Annotated in this window: 14 protein-coding genes, 4 tRNA genes and 1 pseudogene; 6 read left to right on the top strand and 13 right to left on the bottom strand. The window is 58.9% G+C overall.

Translation table 11 applies throughout. From position 1 onward, the window contains the following. Window positions 1-56 precede the first annotated feature (56 nt). Window positions 57-1,097, bottom strand: a complete 1,041-nt coding sequence (gene dusA, locus ACWHY3_RS06445; RefSeq protein ID WP_448127863.1) for a tRNA dihydrouridine(20/20a) synthase DusA — start codon at window positions 1,095-1,097, stop codon at window positions 57-59. Between the two features lie 343 nt (window positions 1,098-1,440). Between dusA and ACWHY3_RS06450 the strand changes: the two are divergent. Next, window positions 1,441-1,758 (top strand): annotated as a pseudogene (locus tag ACWHY3_RS06450) (transposase); the annotation flags it as partial. On the opposite strand, the gene ACWHY3_RS06455 reads toward ACWHY3_RS06450, so the two are convergent. The 12 genes from ACWHY3_RS06455 to ACWHY3_RS06510 form a co-directional block, all read right to left on the bottom strand. Then, window positions 1,717-2,886: an IS30 family transposase gene (locus ACWHY3_RS06455; protein ID WP_448127864.1), complete on the bottom strand. Its 1,170-nt coding sequence runs from the start codon at window positions 2,884-2,886 to the stop codon at window positions 1,717-1,719. The pseudogene ACWHY3_RS06450 and the gene ACWHY3_RS06455 overlap by 42 nt on opposite strands. Before the next feature lie 245 nt (window positions 2,887-3,131). Further along, on the bottom strand, window positions 3,132-3,371 hold the full coding sequence (locus tag ACWHY3_RS06460; RefSeq protein ID WP_448128184.1) for a hypothetical protein: 240 nt from the start codon (window positions 3,369-3,371) through the stop codon (window positions 3,132-3,134). Then, entirely contained in the window at window positions 3,271-3,567 is a 297-nt protein-coding gene (locus ACWHY3_RS06465) for a hypothetical protein (RefSeq protein ID WP_448127865.1), read from the bottom strand. Before ACWHY3_RS06465 ends, ACWHY3_RS06460 begins: the two co-directional genes overlap by 101 nt. Then, window positions 3,564-3,767: a BRO-N domain-containing protein gene (locus ACWHY3_RS06470; protein WP_448127866.1), complete on the bottom strand. Its 204-nt coding sequence runs from the start codon at window positions 3,765-3,767 to the stop codon at window positions 3,564-3,566. Before ACWHY3_RS06470 ends, ACWHY3_RS06465 begins: the two co-directional genes overlap by 4 nt. 262 nt (window positions 3,768-4,029) lie before the next feature. Continuing rightward, window positions 4,030-4,446 (bottom strand): PIN-like domain-containing protein, encoded by a 417-nt coding sequence (locus ACWHY3_RS06475; RefSeq protein ID WP_448127867.1) that lies wholly within the window; start codon window positions 4,444-4,446, stop codon window positions 4,030-4,032. Next, complete coding sequence (locus tag ACWHY3_RS06480; RefSeq protein WP_448127868.1) at window positions 4,430-5,113, bottom strand: MerR family transcriptional regulator; 684 nt, start codon at window positions 5,111-5,113, stop codon at window positions 4,430-4,432. Before ACWHY3_RS06480 ends, ACWHY3_RS06475 begins: the two co-directional genes overlap by 17 nt. A 1,122-nt stretch (window positions 5,114-6,235) precedes the next feature. After that, window positions 6,236-6,322 (bottom strand) — tRNA-Leu (locus ACWHY3_RS06485). Window positions 6,323-6,421: 99 nt separating this feature from the next. Further along, window positions 6,422-6,495: transfer RNA gene (locus ACWHY3_RS06490), tRNA-Cys, on the bottom strand. Window positions 6,496-6,580: 85 nt separating this feature from the next. Next, window positions 6,581-6,655, bottom strand: a tRNA-Gly gene (locus ACWHY3_RS06495). 63 nt (window positions 6,656-6,718) lie between these two features. Next, the gene (gene pgsA, locus ACWHY3_RS06500) at window positions 6,719-7,267 is read right to left on the bottom strand and encodes a CDP-diacylglycerol--glycerol-3-phosphate 3-phosphatidyltransferase (protein WP_303854516.1); all 549 of its coding nucleotides are present in this window, start codon (window positions 7,265-7,267) and stop codon (window positions 6,719-6,721) included. Between the two features lie 61 nt (window positions 7,268-7,328). Then, complete coding sequence (gene uvrC, locus ACWHY3_RS06505) at window positions 7,329-9,170, bottom strand: excinuclease ABC subunit UvrC (RefSeq protein WP_448127869.1); 1,842 nt, start codon at window positions 9,168-9,170, stop codon at window positions 7,329-7,331. Window positions 9,171-9,249: 79 nt separating this feature from the next. Beyond that, complete coding sequence (locus tag ACWHY3_RS06510) at window positions 9,250-10,059, bottom strand: response regulator (RefSeq protein ID WP_448127870.1); 810 nt, start codon at window positions 10,057-10,059, stop codon at window positions 9,250-9,252. Between the two features lie 225 nt (window positions 10,060-10,284). On the opposite strand from ACWHY3_RS06510, the gene ACWHY3_RS06515 reads away from it, so the two are divergent. The 5 genes from ACWHY3_RS06515 (at window position 10,285) to trpD (ending at window position 13,841) form a co-directional block, all read left to right on the top strand. Continuing rightward, a tRNA-Ala gene (locus ACWHY3_RS06515) sits at window positions 10,285-10,360 on the top strand. Window positions 10,361-10,724: 364 nt separating this feature from the next. After that, complete coding sequence (locus tag ACWHY3_RS06520) at window positions 10,725-11,030, top strand: hypothetical protein (RefSeq protein ID WP_448127871.1); 306 nt, start codon at window positions 10,725-10,727, stop codon at window positions 11,028-11,030. A 94-nt stretch (window positions 11,031-11,124) separates the two neighbouring features. Continuing rightward, complete coding sequence (locus ACWHY3_RS06525) at window positions 11,125-11,883, top strand: Crp/Fnr family transcriptional regulator (protein WP_448127872.1); 759 nt, start codon at window positions 11,125-11,127, stop codon at window positions 11,881-11,883. 314 nt (window positions 11,884-12,197) lie between these two features. Then, window positions 12,198-12,785 (top strand): anthranilate synthase component II, encoded by a 588-nt coding sequence (locus ACWHY3_RS06530; RefSeq protein ID WP_303855380.1) that lies wholly within the window; start codon window positions 12,198-12,200, stop codon window positions 12,783-12,785. 36 nt (window positions 12,786-12,821) lie between these two features. Continuing rightward, entirely contained in the window at window positions 12,822-13,841 is a 1,020-nt protein-coding gene (trpD, locus tag ACWHY3_RS06535) for an anthranilate phosphoribosyltransferase (RefSeq protein WP_303855382.1), read from the top strand. The last annotated feature ends 50 nt before the right edge of the window (window positions 13,842-13,891 follow it).

Below are 13,891 nucleotides of genomic sequence, written 5' to 3' on the forward strand. Positions count from 1 at the left end.
CGGCGAGCGGTGCCCTGTCTTTGGTCCGTTCCTTGCGGGCCATTTTCCTGCGGCAGCTAGGCCGTCTGTGCCAGCCGGCTTTCGTCTATCAGGCCGACGGCATCGTCGTAGACGCTGATGCCGGCACCTTCCCGATGGGCATGCTCCGATAGGTGACGACGGAAGCGTCTTCCGCCCGCGCAGCCCTGGAACAGCCCCAGTAGATGCCGGGTCACGTGGTTGAGCCTGGCGCCCTCGGCGAGCCGCTCGATCACGTAGGGACGGAAGGCGCGTGCCACGTCGTGGCGGCTGGATGCCGGTGGCGTCTGACCGTAGAGCTGGCTATCGACTTCGGCCAGCAGCCAGGGGTTCTGATACGCCTCGCGACCGACCATCACGCTATCTACGCCGGCCTCCAGATGCGCCCGGCACGCCTCCAGCGTCTTGATGCCGCCGTTGATGCCAATATGCAGCTCGGGGTGGGCGGCCTTGAGGCGATAGACCCGTTCGTAGTTCAGCGGCGGCACGTCCCGGTTCTCCTTGGGGGAGAGCCCCTGCAGCCAGGCCTTGCGGGCATGCACGATGAAGGTATCGCAGCCGGCGGCTGCCACCCGCTCGATGAAGCGCTCGAGATCGGCATCCTCGTCCTGGTCGTCGATGCCGATACGACACTTCACCGTGACCGGGATCGATACCGCGCCACGCATCGCCGCCACCGCATCGGCAACCTTGTCGGGATAGCCCATCAGGCAGGCGCCGATCAGGTTGTTCTGAACCCGATCGCTGGGGCAGCCCACGTTCAGGTTGACCTCGTCATAGCCCCACGCCTCGGCGATGGCCGCGCATTCGGCCAATTCCCCGGGATCGCTGCCCCCCAGTTGCAGCGCCAGCGGATGTTCGACGGCGCTGTAGCCCAGAAAACGCTCTCGCGGCGAGCCGTGCAGGATCGCGCCCGTGGTCACCATTTCCGTGTACAGCAGCGCACGCCGCGTGAGGCATCTCGCCAGCGCGCGGTAATCGCGGGACGTCCAGTCCATCATCGGGGCGACGGAGAAGGTTCTATCTAGCGCGGGGCGCGTGGTTGTAGGCTTTCCGGCGGTTGTGGCGTTTTCGTTCATAACCATAGCTGGTAATATTTACAGTGGTTTTGCCGCGTTTTGCGCGTCGTGTTGTCACAAATCTGGCACCGCGCGGCATCCGGATTTGTCACATTACGGGAGGGGCTGTGGCCACCATCGTTAAGCGGTGGAAGAAGGACGGCAGTTTCTCATACCTGGCACGGATCCGCATCGCCCGCTAAGGGAGCGGGGATTATACAGAATCGCGGACCTTCCCGCGCAAGGCGATGGCCGAAGAGTGGGCCAAGCGTGATCTCTCGGTAGGTTGTTCATCCGTGTAGTGGTTCACTAAAACCGGACACTCATTTAGGTGGTATCGTCGCCACCAAAGTAGAGGTGATCCATGGCCAGAAAACGTCGTTCATTCTCCACCGAGTTCAAGCGGGAAGCCGCCGGGCTCGTACTTGACCAGGGCTACTCCGTGGCTCAAGCCGCTCGCGCCGTCGATGTCGGCGAAACGCCTCTGAGACGCTGGATAGATCAGCTCCGGGCAGAGCGCGGTGGTGTCACGCCAAAGTCAAAAGCGCTGACGCCCGAGCAGCAGCGAATCCAGGAACTCGAGAGCCGCATCAACCGGCTGGAGCGGGAGAAAGCGATACTAAAAAAGGCTACGGTAGATTCAACCGGTCAACGCAAATATACTTTGCAGCTTCTCCACAGGTGTCAGGTAGTCGAGTGTTTTCCTCGGTCGGTCGTTCAACTTTCTAGCAAATGCATTTAGCTGCTCCTGGGAATAGCCCGATAAATCAGTCTTTTTCGGGAAATACTGGCGCAACAGCCGATTGGTGTTTTCGTTGCTGCCTCGTTGCCAAGGGCTCTGTGGGTCACAGAAATAAACCTGCATGTCGGTGGCAAGCGTAAATCTCTTGTGGTCACCCAGCTCACCCCCTCGATCCCAGGTCAGGCTTCTCTTCAATTCTGCGGGGAGCTGGCCAACCTCCCGACAAAGCGCCGAAACAACGCTCGCCGTATCTTTGCCACAAACATGAACCAGCATCGTAAATCTAGACTGCCGTTCTACAAGCGTCGCAATATGGGAGTTCTTGGATCCGGAGATCAAGCCTCCTTCCCAATGACCAGGAACAGCCCTGTCTTCAATATCTTTTGGCCGAGCACGGATAGAAGCTAAATCTGAGATGCTCGTGCGGGATTCTGCCTCTTCAGAGCTTCTGTGCCGTGATCTACGCATACCGCGTCTTGATCTGAGGTGTTTAACAAGTTCCTTCTTCAGAACACCTCGGGCTTGAATAAAGAGACTTCGGTAAATCGTTTCATGGGACACATGCATCGACCTGTCGTCTGGGAACTGGCGTTTTAGCCAGCCTGCTACCTGCTCTGGAGACCAGTCAAGGCTGAGCTTTTCGGCGACGGCTACACGAAGATCTTCGTGTAGTGCGAGCAGGCATTTTTTCGGTCTTTTGGATTGGATCCAGGCACGCTGATCTGCCACGTTCGCCCGGTAACGGCTTCTTCCTCCTTTCCGATTTACCTCTCGACTGATGGTTGATATAGACCGTCCAATCAAGCCAGCAATCTGAGTTAATGTCAGTCCTGCTGAGATGCCTCTTGAAATCTCCTCGCGCTCAGAGCTACTGAGCACCCTCGCTGATCTGGAGCGTCCCAGTGTGGCAATGCCACCATGTATGGCGAGCATTCCAGTAATCGATCCAGCATGCTTTCCAAGGGCTCTGCCAATCTCGCTAAGCGACTGCCCTTTCTTCCATCGAGCCCATAGTTCTTGCTTCTGCTGGTAGGTCAGTCCTCTGGACTTTGAAACTTGCTTCAGCATTCTGAAAGCCCCGACAACTACAAGTGGAAGGTGTATATCACTAACGGTCCGGAAGACTGATCATGGGATTAAGCGAGCCGCTGGAGCAGCGGCTCGTTATACCTTCAGTTTCTGAGATCACCCAAGCGGCTCATTGATCGCCTAGCAATCGACGCTCCGTCCGCCAGATGCCCATACAGGCTCGGCCCCGCTGGCGACTTTAGCGCCCCCAGCACATCGTAAAGCCGATACTCCCGATAGATCCCTTACGGCCGCAGAACATGGCTGCACAGCGCATGTAGGTTCACCCGATCCGCTTCGTCCAGCCCGCCATTGTTGGCCGGTGCGGGTAGCCACTGACCATCCAAAGCGCAGGCGGCGACGAAGTTGCAGGTGCTATCCAGCTCAGCGGCGGGGATCATCTCGGCGCGGGACACGTTGAAGCGGATATGCACCAGACTCCACAGCTTGGAGCGGGCCTGCCGCTGGGTGGTGCGGGGCAGCACCTCGATCTTCTTGCCGATCAGTTCGTGGAGATATGCAGGCCATCCGTGCCGATGGTGGCAGTGGCGATGTCATAGCGGCCGTGCTGCCGGATCGCGGGCAGCACCTCGGCGGTGCCCCATTCTTGAAGCGTTTCGCCTCAGCCTTGCGCGAGCGCAGGATCGCGGAGTAGAGGCCGGATTCGTTGATGACCGTCATTTCCTGATCGCCGAAGGGGTACGCACATTCCGCGTACCCCTTTCGTCGTTATCGAGATAGCGGGTCATGTCACTCGCCATCCGGTACTGAAGCGCGGCAGCGACATCGCTGGCGACGAACCACGGCTGATCGTCGATCAGCAGCGTGCGGACTTCGTGGGTATCGAACTGGAAGGGCAAAATCTGGGCGGTAGCTGTCATGGCGAAAACTCCCTGATGCTAGCTGGAGTCCACCGCTTCTCGCCAAAGAAGGAGGCGGACCGTACGCAGGTTGGCGAACAGGGGCATCAAGGAAACCCGGCAGGGCCGAAGCCCTCCCGCGCACGGCCCGCCATAACACGGGCACAAAAAGCGCCTTGCGGCGCTGTGCGCCTTGTGCTGATCGGGTCGCCAAACCCGGCCGCTGATTTGGCAGCGGCAAGGAGATGGTGGGTCAGGGCGCGGGGGAGTCAATGCTAAAGGGTTATTTCTTGAGAGGACGGCCTTTCAATCTTGGGTTATGCGCCCAAGGGACTTCGTACCATGTTGGCTGGGACGTGGCGTTTATCAGTCGTGAGATATCGGGCCACCATTTGATCAATTGCATGGCTTCTTTCCAGCCCCGGTATTTGGACCATTGCTTGTCCAGATGAAAAACGGTCAATCCAGCGGCTCGGAAGGCGTGGATCTCAGGATCGTTCTTATCGAACTTGTCCTTGGAAAGAATGACCCAGTTCCCTTCATCGATCAGTGTCTGTAACCACACTTCGTCGGGAGTGCCCGGACTCCCAAACTTGTCGGTGGCATGCTGAATAGTGTGCTCTTCAGGCAGGAACTTCTGAAGGTGATGCAGGGCTATCGTGAGATGCGGGCTTAGATTTTCGTCAATGAAGATGTGCACCCGCAGCTATCCTTTTTTCAAAGTTCGCGGCGCGGATGACTTCATCCTCGGTGATATCGAAATAACGAGCGACGGCCTCGGCGTTCTCTCCCTCTGCGGCATAAGCCTTGGCTAGCGTGCGCGTAGGCAGATAGCTGGGTAACACGTATGGCTTACCGAACCCCCGCTTCGGGTCGATCTGAATGGTTGGGTCCAATGGGTCTGGCCGCCAGGTCACCGGGTTCTGGCATTCATCAAACGAGATACTCTTCAGGATCGCGGGACTCATGACTTCAGCGAATACCTTCTGGCGCTTGGCCAAATCGGAAATCCACTCTTCACCGCTTTCCGCAATCGTACTGAAGAAGACGTTCTTGCCATCGGTTGCCAAGCGAGGGCTCGTCAGCGGGTAATCGACCTGATAGTGACTTTTCAGGTTGTCGAGGGCACGGCGGATGGTCTGCAGGGAGACGCCCTGTTGCCGGAGTGCCCAAACAGCCTTGACTTCAAGAAGGTCACGAAAGCTGAAAGCGTCCGGGGCACCCTTCGCCTCCGGTTCCGGATTCCAAAGGGGCTTATGAGTGGCGTCATCACGCAGCAGCCAGCGTCTGAGCAGCTCGGACTTAATGCCCGTCAGCTCTGCCGCCTGTCTTGGGCTGTACAGCCCGATACCTGTGAGTGATGTCATGTTTCCTCCCCCTGCTACGAAAAGACCCCGCCCGCATGGCGGGCGAGGGCGAGATTAGATGTAGCAGCTGCTTTCATCTTAACGGCAGGTGCCAAAAAAGGACAGCGCTGCGCAGTGTTGGACTCTGCGGTTCAGCCAATGAGCTTGAGAGTAGTGCGATCCACTCTGTCTCAAGGACTAGCACGGCCACGTCTCGAGGACTAGCACGGCCACTGAATGCTGCTCACGCCCTTACGGTGCCACGCCGCGCCGTCGACTCCCCGCCCCGTCTGCGCGCTAAATGGGTCGGAAATGATGCAACGTTGCATCTGGCCCTAGCCCGCGCCGATGCTGGATACTCTCACGGTTTACAACGATTTTTTGCGATGCGGAATGATGCATTTTGAACGGCGGATTTTTGGAAGGGTGGAGAGAGACGTTGGAAGGGTGGAGAGAGACACATGAAGGAGAGGCTGGTTGCCACTCTGCACCAATAGTGTACCAAGGTAGCCACGAGGACCGTGAAGGCGGGCTATATGGTCCAATCCATCATCGGGGCGACGGAGAAGGTGCGGTCGAGCTGTGGCGCTGTGGTATTGGTTTGAAGGTCAGTCATGGCATCGAGGTCGAGTTGGCAGGATGTCTTGGCAGCGGGATCCGAATAGCGAGACGAGTGATCCGGCGGACCACAGGGCGCGAGAGTGTCGCATATTTTCGAGCAGGTCGCATGACTCGAGACGAATGCAAGGGGCGGGCTAAAGTCGCATGGCTATCTGCCGATAGAGTATTCATCCAACGGTCTGGTGCGCGCATGAGCGCCAGTAGCCGGGTATGTTTTTCGGCGTCTTCTGGCCGAATTCGCCTACCACTTTGTGTCGCTTCCCTGCGACTGCTTCGACCCGGCGCACATGGCAACCATCCTCGTGTGCGACGGGTCGCTTTTTCTCGCCGATTCTGCATCGAATGTTCAACCGACTGCCTTGAAAACCGCTGGCTCATTGCGGCTTTTCGTCATGTCGGATAGCGATATTGCCTGGAGGACGCACCATTCCGGAAAGACGGAAGAGAATTATCATACAGCCTGTATTTGGCCCGAGAAGGCGATCGATTCGGGAATCGCGAAATGCCAATAGATCAGGAAAATGGTGCCCGGAGTCGGACTTGAACCGACACGACCTAACGGTCGAGGGATTTTAAGTCCCTTGCGTCTACCAATTTCGCCATCCGGGCCAACGACGTCCGGTCAAACTATCCGGTAACCTTTTGAAAGGCAAGGCGCCGGTGACCAAGGAAGCGATCGAACCTGCGTGATTCGATGCTGAGAAGAAGTGGAGGCTGGAGTCGGAATCGAACCGGCGTACACGGAGTTGCAGTCCGCTGCATAACCACTCTGCCATCCAGCCTTTTATCGATTTACCAAGGACTGCCGCTCGGACTGGTCTGGCCAGTAAAACCTGCGTCAATTCAGTAGGATCGAAAATCGTGTTTTGGAGCGGGAAAGGAGATTCGAACTCCCGACCCTCGCCTTGGCAAGGCGATGCTCTACCACTGAGCTATTCCCGCTGAACACGCCGTCGCATTATAAGGATAACTTCGTAAGTGTCAAACGCTTATGGCAATTTTTAGTCACAGCGAGCGAGTCAATTCCGGCCAGGCTGCCTTGAGATACTGGATCATCGACCACAGTGTCAGGCCGGCCGCGGCGTAGAGCAGAACGATGGCGAGATCGGCGATCGGAGAACCGGGAGGAAAGCCCAGCAGCAGCAGCAGGGAGATCATCTGCAACGTCGTCTTGGACTTGCCGATCCAGGAGACGGCAACGCGCTTGCGCTGGCCTATCTCGGCCATCCATTCGCGCAGCGCGGAGATCACGATCTCGCGCCCGATGATGACCAGGGCGGGAAGCGTCAGCCAGATCGCCTCGTAGCGCTCTATCAATAGGGCCAGGGCGACGGCGACCATGACCTTGTCCGCCACGGGATCGAGAAAGGCGCCGAAGGGAGTGCTCTGGTTCCAGCGTCTGGCCAGGTAGCCATCCAGCCAGTCGGTAATCGCGGCCAGCCCGAAAAGCGCTGCGGTCAGCGGAAGGCTCCAGGCGTAGGGGAGATAGAACAGCACCACCATGAGCGGGATGAACACGATTCTTGCCAGAGTGAGCATGTTGGGAATGTTCATCGTGCCGCTAGCGTCCTTACTGGGGGTTGGGAATCGGCCATTTTACGCCTGCTGCTTGCGCTCATCCATGGAGCGCCTGATGAATGGTAGCCGCCATCTGTTCATTGATCCCGGGAACGCGCGAAAGATCGTCTCTGGTTGCCTTGCGCACGCCCTGCAGACCACCGAAGAAGCGTAACAGTTCTCGGCGACGTTTCGGCCCGACGCCGGGTATATCCTGCAGCGAAGACGTTCGACGCTGCTTGTCGCGGCGCTGGCGGTGACCGGTGATCGCGAAGCGATGGGCTTCGTCGCGTATATGCTGGATCAAATGCAGTGCCGGCGAGCTGGTATCGAGATTCAGCGTGCGGTCCACGGTTTCGATGAACAGCGTCTCCAGGCCGGCCTTTCGTGTCGTGCCCTTGGCGACGCCGATCAGCGCCACGCCGACGACTTCCAGCTCGACCAGAACCTCCCGGGCCATGTTCAACTGGCCCTTGCCGCCATCGACGATCAGGATGTCGGGCAGTTTGCCTTCGCCTTTCTGCAGCCGTTTGAAACGGCGGGTCAGCGCCTGTCGCATGGCCGCGTAATCGTCACCGGCGGCCACGCCCTCGATATTGAAGCGCCGATAGTCGGACTTGGCCGGGCCGTTCTGGTCGAACACGACGCAGGAAGCCACTGTTGCTTCGCCATGGCTGTGGCTGATATCGAAACACTCCAGCCGCGCGGGCGCCGTCGGCATGTCCAGGGCTGCTCGCAGAGATTCGAAGCGCTTGCCCAGCTGACTGCGGTTGGCGAGCTGGGTGGCCAGATGCTGCTCGGCGTTGGTGATCGCCAGTCGACGCCACTGGGCACGATGGCCGCGGACTTGCGACGTCACCCGGACCCGGCGGCCGGCGTGCTCGCTCAATGCCGACTGGAGGAGTTCGCTGTCCGTCATCGGATGCGAAGCGATGATCTCGAGCGGGATCTCCTTGGACTGGCCGAGATAGAACTGGCTGACGAACTCGCTCAGCAGTTCGCTGGCGCCAAGATCCAGACCGTTATCGGGTTGATGGTGCCGCGCGCCCAGCATGCGCCCCTGACGAATGGCCAGTACGCTGATGCACAACCCGCCCGGTTGCTCCGCCAGCGCAAAGACATCGGCGTCGCCATCGGTGTTGTCGACGTACTGCTTCTCCTGCAGTCTCCGCAGTTGCTGAACCTGATCCCGCAGCCGGGCGGCTTCCTCGAAATCGAGGGAATCGCTCGCGCGCTCCATGCTGGCAGTCAACTGCTGCGTGACCTGCTCGCTGCGCCCCTCGAGGCACATCACGGCGTGCTCTACATCCTGGCGGTAGTCGGCTTCGCTGATGTAGTCGACGCAGGGCGCGCTGCAGCGCTTGATCTGGTACTGCAGGCAGGGTCGCTGGCGATGGGCGAACACGCTGTCTTCGCAGTTGCGGATGCGAAAGATCTTCTGCATCAGCGAAAGGCTCTCGCGCACCGCGGTGGAGCTGGGGTAGGGGCCCAGGTAACGGCCGTCGCGACGCTTCTGCCGAACACGCTTGAACTCGAGCGCGGGGTAAGGGTGCCGATCGGTGACGAAGACATAGGGGTACGATTTGTCGTCGCGAAGCAGGATGTTGTAAGGGGGCCGCAACTCCTTGATCAAGGTCTGCTCGAGCAGCAGCGCTTCGGTTTCGCTACGGGTAATCGTGACCTGAATGTCATGAATCCGGGCGACCAGCGCCTGGGTCTTGGTGTTCAGTGCGCCACGGAAGTAGCTGGCCAGTCGTGGCTTGAGTCGCTTGGCCTTGCCGACATAGAGCACGTTGGCCTGCTCGTCGAGCATGCGGTATACGCCCGGGGACTCCGAGACCGACTTCAGGAAGTGCTTGGCGTCGAAGCGCGATGGGGTATCGATCGAGGATTCACTCATCCTCGCAGTATATCAAAAACCCGGGCGGGCACTGCGAGGATTGAACATTTCCACTGGGCTCATCGCGCCTGGCCGAGGTTCAGGTCCGAGGTTCAAGGCTGTCCAGTAAACCGTGCCGCAGACCGAGATGGGTCAGCTCGACATCGGACTGCACCTGCAACTTGTCGAAGATTCGGTAGCGGTAGGTATTCACGGTCTTCGGGCTAAGCGCGAGTTGCTCCGAAATGCGACTCACCTTGTAGCAATGGATGATCATCGTCGCGATCTGCAGTTCCCGGTGCGAGAGCTGATCGAACGGATTATTGCGGCCTTCGCTTCGGGCCAGCACGACGCGCTGGGCAATGTCGGCGCTGATGAAGCGCTCGCCATCCGCTATTCGGCGCACCGCGTCGATCATCAGATCCAGCTCGGTCCCCTTGCTGATGAACCCCGCTACGCCGGCGTTGATCAGGCGTTGCGCCGTCCCTTCGTCGACCTGCCCCGTCAGCGCAACGATTCGAATGCCGGATGGCGCCTTGAGAAGCTTTAGAATGGTTTCCAGGCCCCCGATTCCCGGCATGCGGATGTCGATCATCGCGATGTCCGGTAGATGATCTCGGCAGCCTTGCAATGCAGCCTCTCCGCTGTCGGCTTCGGCAACGACCTCGATGTCGGGCTCGCTGTCCAATACGCGAGCAATACTCGTGCGCACCAGATGGTGATCGTCGGCTACCAATACCTTGATCAAGATAACTCCTGGATTCCTGCTGTCCTTGAAACCTGCCTGTGGCAAATGTGCAGCAATCGACGCGATGGAGCGCCCTGGGCCTTTATCGGGTCGATACGCGCCGATGTTGGCTTCTTTACGGAAAGCCGATGTTGGCTTTGTTACGAAAAAGAGTATGAGCAAATCGTGAAACCGGCACCGTTGCCGCTGTCGTCTCCCGTTCCCTCTGTTACGTAGTGTGACATGTTATTGGGCCAAATACTCCCACCCGACCTCGAGATTTGCGCTCGGAAAATCGCTTCGATCGGTCTTCCCGACGCGGTTTTGACCATGCTTTTCCCATTGGGGGTTGACCTTGGCCTGTCAGGCTTTTATAGTGCGTCGCGTCCTTCGGGGCAGCAGCTATTCGGGGCCTTAGCTCAGCTGGGAGAGCGCAACACTGGCAGTGTTGAGGTCAGCGGTTCGATCCCGCTAGGCTCCACCAAGAATACCTATTGAATTAGCCGCTTCGCGCTTCATGTGCCTGGCGGCTTTTTCATGTCTGAATGCCTGTCCTTGTCATCATTCCCTCGAGCCGGATCATTCGATTGGGAGCTCCAGCCGTAGCGCTTGCGCTACGCCATGCAGCGGGCTGTCGCAATTCGGCTGCGGCAATGAATTAGCCTACTTATCTGCAGATACTTATCTCTTTTGCCGCGTCGAGCGACTCACACAATGCAGTGATTCACTGCGATGAATCAGCGGTTGACCTGAGTAGCCAAGCGCATTGCGGGGGCTGTATGCGAGAGTTCATTTTCGATGTCGCGATCAGACCGGCAGGTGCGTCTCGGCAGCGCTGGGAGGCGTTGGTGCCGGCCTTGCCCGGCCTGACGGCAGAAGCCGCGACCGATATCGAAGCATTCGAACGTCTCCAGGACGTGGTCATTCCTTTTCTGGCTCAGCGGCTCGCGAAGGGTGAAGGCGTTCCTCTACAATCTCGAGTCGGCCACTACATGAGCCGCTATGGTCTGGTCTTCTGGCAATTTCTCTGTATCCGCCTGGGCCCCTTGAGGTCTGGCCAGCTAGCGATCGAACCCATTTTTCCCGATATCGATGAACTGCTGACGCGCCTCGATGGAAATGGCGTCAACGAGTTGCCAGGCCCCGAAGCGTGAACCACACTTTATGGACGAGATAGGCGTTTCAATCACATGAACAGAGATACTGAGGCAGCGGCTTAATTTCTGTGAGAAACATAGGTGCGAAACCATGGTATCAGGCGTTCACTTTTCCAATCGTCTATCCCCCAACGACCTGATGATTCGAAAACTGGAAAGCATATTCAGGCTTTCCGACGACGAGAAGCAGGAGCTTCAGGATATTCCGGTGCAAGTGGAATCGCTCAAGCCCGGGCAGGATATCGTCCGCATCGGTGAGCACGCTTCTCGAAGCTGCCTACTGTTGGAGGGGTTTACCTGCGTCTACAAGCTGACCTCGGACGGAAAACGCCAGATCATGGCGGTTCATGTTCCCGGTGACATGCCGGATCTGCAAAGCCTGCATCTCAAGGTCATGGACATGAGCATCGCGTCGATCAGTACCAGCATGGTCGGATTCATCCAGCATGATGTCTTGAAGCAGGCCTGCGAACGTTCCCCCCGCCTCACCGCAGCCTTCTGGCGCGAGACACTGGTCGATGCGTCGATATACCGGGACTGGATCCTCAACATCGGGCAGCGAGGCGCCTATCCGCGGGTGGCGCACCTTCTTTGCGAGCTATTGATGCGGCTGAAAGCCGTAGGGTTCGCCGAGAATGATTCTTTCCGCCTGCCGATTACGCAGGCCGAACTGGCAGACGCGATAGGTATCACTCCGGTCCATATGAATCGCGTATTCCAGGCGCTGCGCGCGGACGGTCTGATCGAAGCGAAACGAGGGAAGGTGACCATACTGGAGGAGAAGCGCCTGAAAGAGGAGGGGGACTTCGACCCGCTCTATCTTCACCACATCAAGAGCGTCTCGAATTGAACGGCGTTGGCCCGATTCCTTTTGGAAGGCAGGCGATAACGGCGTTGACACCCTGCGTGACGACGCGGCACTATATTTCCCATGATCGCGAACCGAATACGCAAGCATAACCAGGGGTTGTGGCGCCTTTGATCCAAGGGTGGCACGCCTACGTCTGTCTGACGTTTGAAAAGAATGCCGCCCCACGGGGCGGCATTTTTGTGTGTTCGTTTCGCTTCGTGAGGTCGGCATAGAGGCAGCGATCGACTTGGATCGCATTCGGGTAAATCTCGAGCCAAGAGTCGATTTAATCGATATATCAGGAGTTTATTCCCATGTCAGTCCTCATGATCGACAATTATGATAGCTTCACCTTCAACATCGTTCAGTACTTGGGCGAGTTGGGGGCTGATGTCGTCACCGTGCGCAACGACGACGTGGATCTTGCCGAGCTGGAGCGCCACGAACCGACTCACCTGGTGGTCTCGCCCGGGCCGTGCACACCCAACGAAGCGGGTATCTCGATGGAGGCGATTCGCCATTTCGCTGGCAGGATCCCGATATTGGGTGTCTGTCTCGGTCATCAGGCCATCGGTCAGGTCTATGGTGGCGACGTGATCCGCGCGCCACAGGTGATGCACGGCAAGACGTCTCGCATTCGTCACCGCGGTGAAGGGGTTTTCGAAGGGCTCGAGGATCCGCTGGAGGTGACGCGTTACCATTCCCTGGTGGTCGATGCCGAGACACTGCCGGAGAGTCTGGAAGTGACCGCCTGGGTGGATGACGATGATCCGACGCCGGGCCTGATCATGGGGTTGAAGCACAAGACACTGGACATCGAAGGCGTACAATTCCATCCGGAGTCGATTCTCTCTCGCCAGGGGCATGAACTGCTGGCCAATTTCTTGAAACGCCGCGCCTGATCTGACACAGCTGGCCGGGAAGGGCGAGGAACCAACATGCAAATGCGGGATGCGATCGGCGCGGTCATGCGCCGTCAGAATCTGAGTTACGACGATACCCACGCGATCATGCAGGCGATCATGACCGGCGAGGCGAGCGATGCCCAGATCGGCGGCTTTCTGATCGGGCTGGCGATGAAGGGCGAAACCGCCGACGAGATCACGGCGGCGGCGCAGGTGATGCGCGAGCTGATGCAGCCGGTCTCGATCGACTGCGACAACATCGTCGATATCGTCGGCACCGGTGGCGATGGCGCCAATCTCTTCAATGTCTCCACGGCCTCGAGTTTCGTGGTCGCGGCGGCAGGAGGTCATGTTGCCAAGCACGGCAACCGGGGCGTTTCCTCCTCCGCCGGCAGTGCGGATCTGTTCGACGTGGCGGGGATCTATCTGGATCTCGACGCGGCGACCATCGCGCGCTGCATCGAGCAGGTCGGGGTCGGATTCATGTTCGCGCCGCGCCATCACCAGGCGATGCGCCACGCCATCGGCCCGCGGCGCGAGATGGGGGTTCGCACGGTCTTCAATATCCTCGGCCCGCTGACCAACCCGGCAGGGGCGCCCAATCAGCTGCTGGGCGTCTATGCACCGTATCTCGTGCCGCTGGTGGCAGAGTCGCTGCGCAAGCTGGGCAGCCGGCACGTGCTGGTGGTCCACGCCGAGGACGGCCTGGACGAAATCTCCGTGGCAGCGCCGACGCAGGTGGCCGAGCTTCGCGACGGCGAGATTCGTGAATACACGATCACGCCCGAGGAGCTGGGCATCGAGCGCCAATCCCTCGATCCGCTGAAGGTCGTGACCGCCGAAGACAGTCTCAAGCTGGTCAAGGAGGCACTGGTCGGCAAGGGCGTGGCTGGCGACATCGTTGCGCTCAATGCCGGGGCGGCGCTGTTCGCTTCCGGTGTGGCGGATTCGCTCAAGGAGGGTGTGCTGATGGCGCAGGACGCTCAGGCCTCCAAGCTGCCGCTGGAAAAGCTCAAGGAGCTTTCCGACTTCACTCGGGTCTTCGCCAACTGACCGCTCGCGACAAAACCGGCGTCTTCGCCGAACCAGCGTCTTTGCTGAAT

The sequence above is a fragment of the Salinicola sp. NYA28a genome (assembly GCF_976982775.1).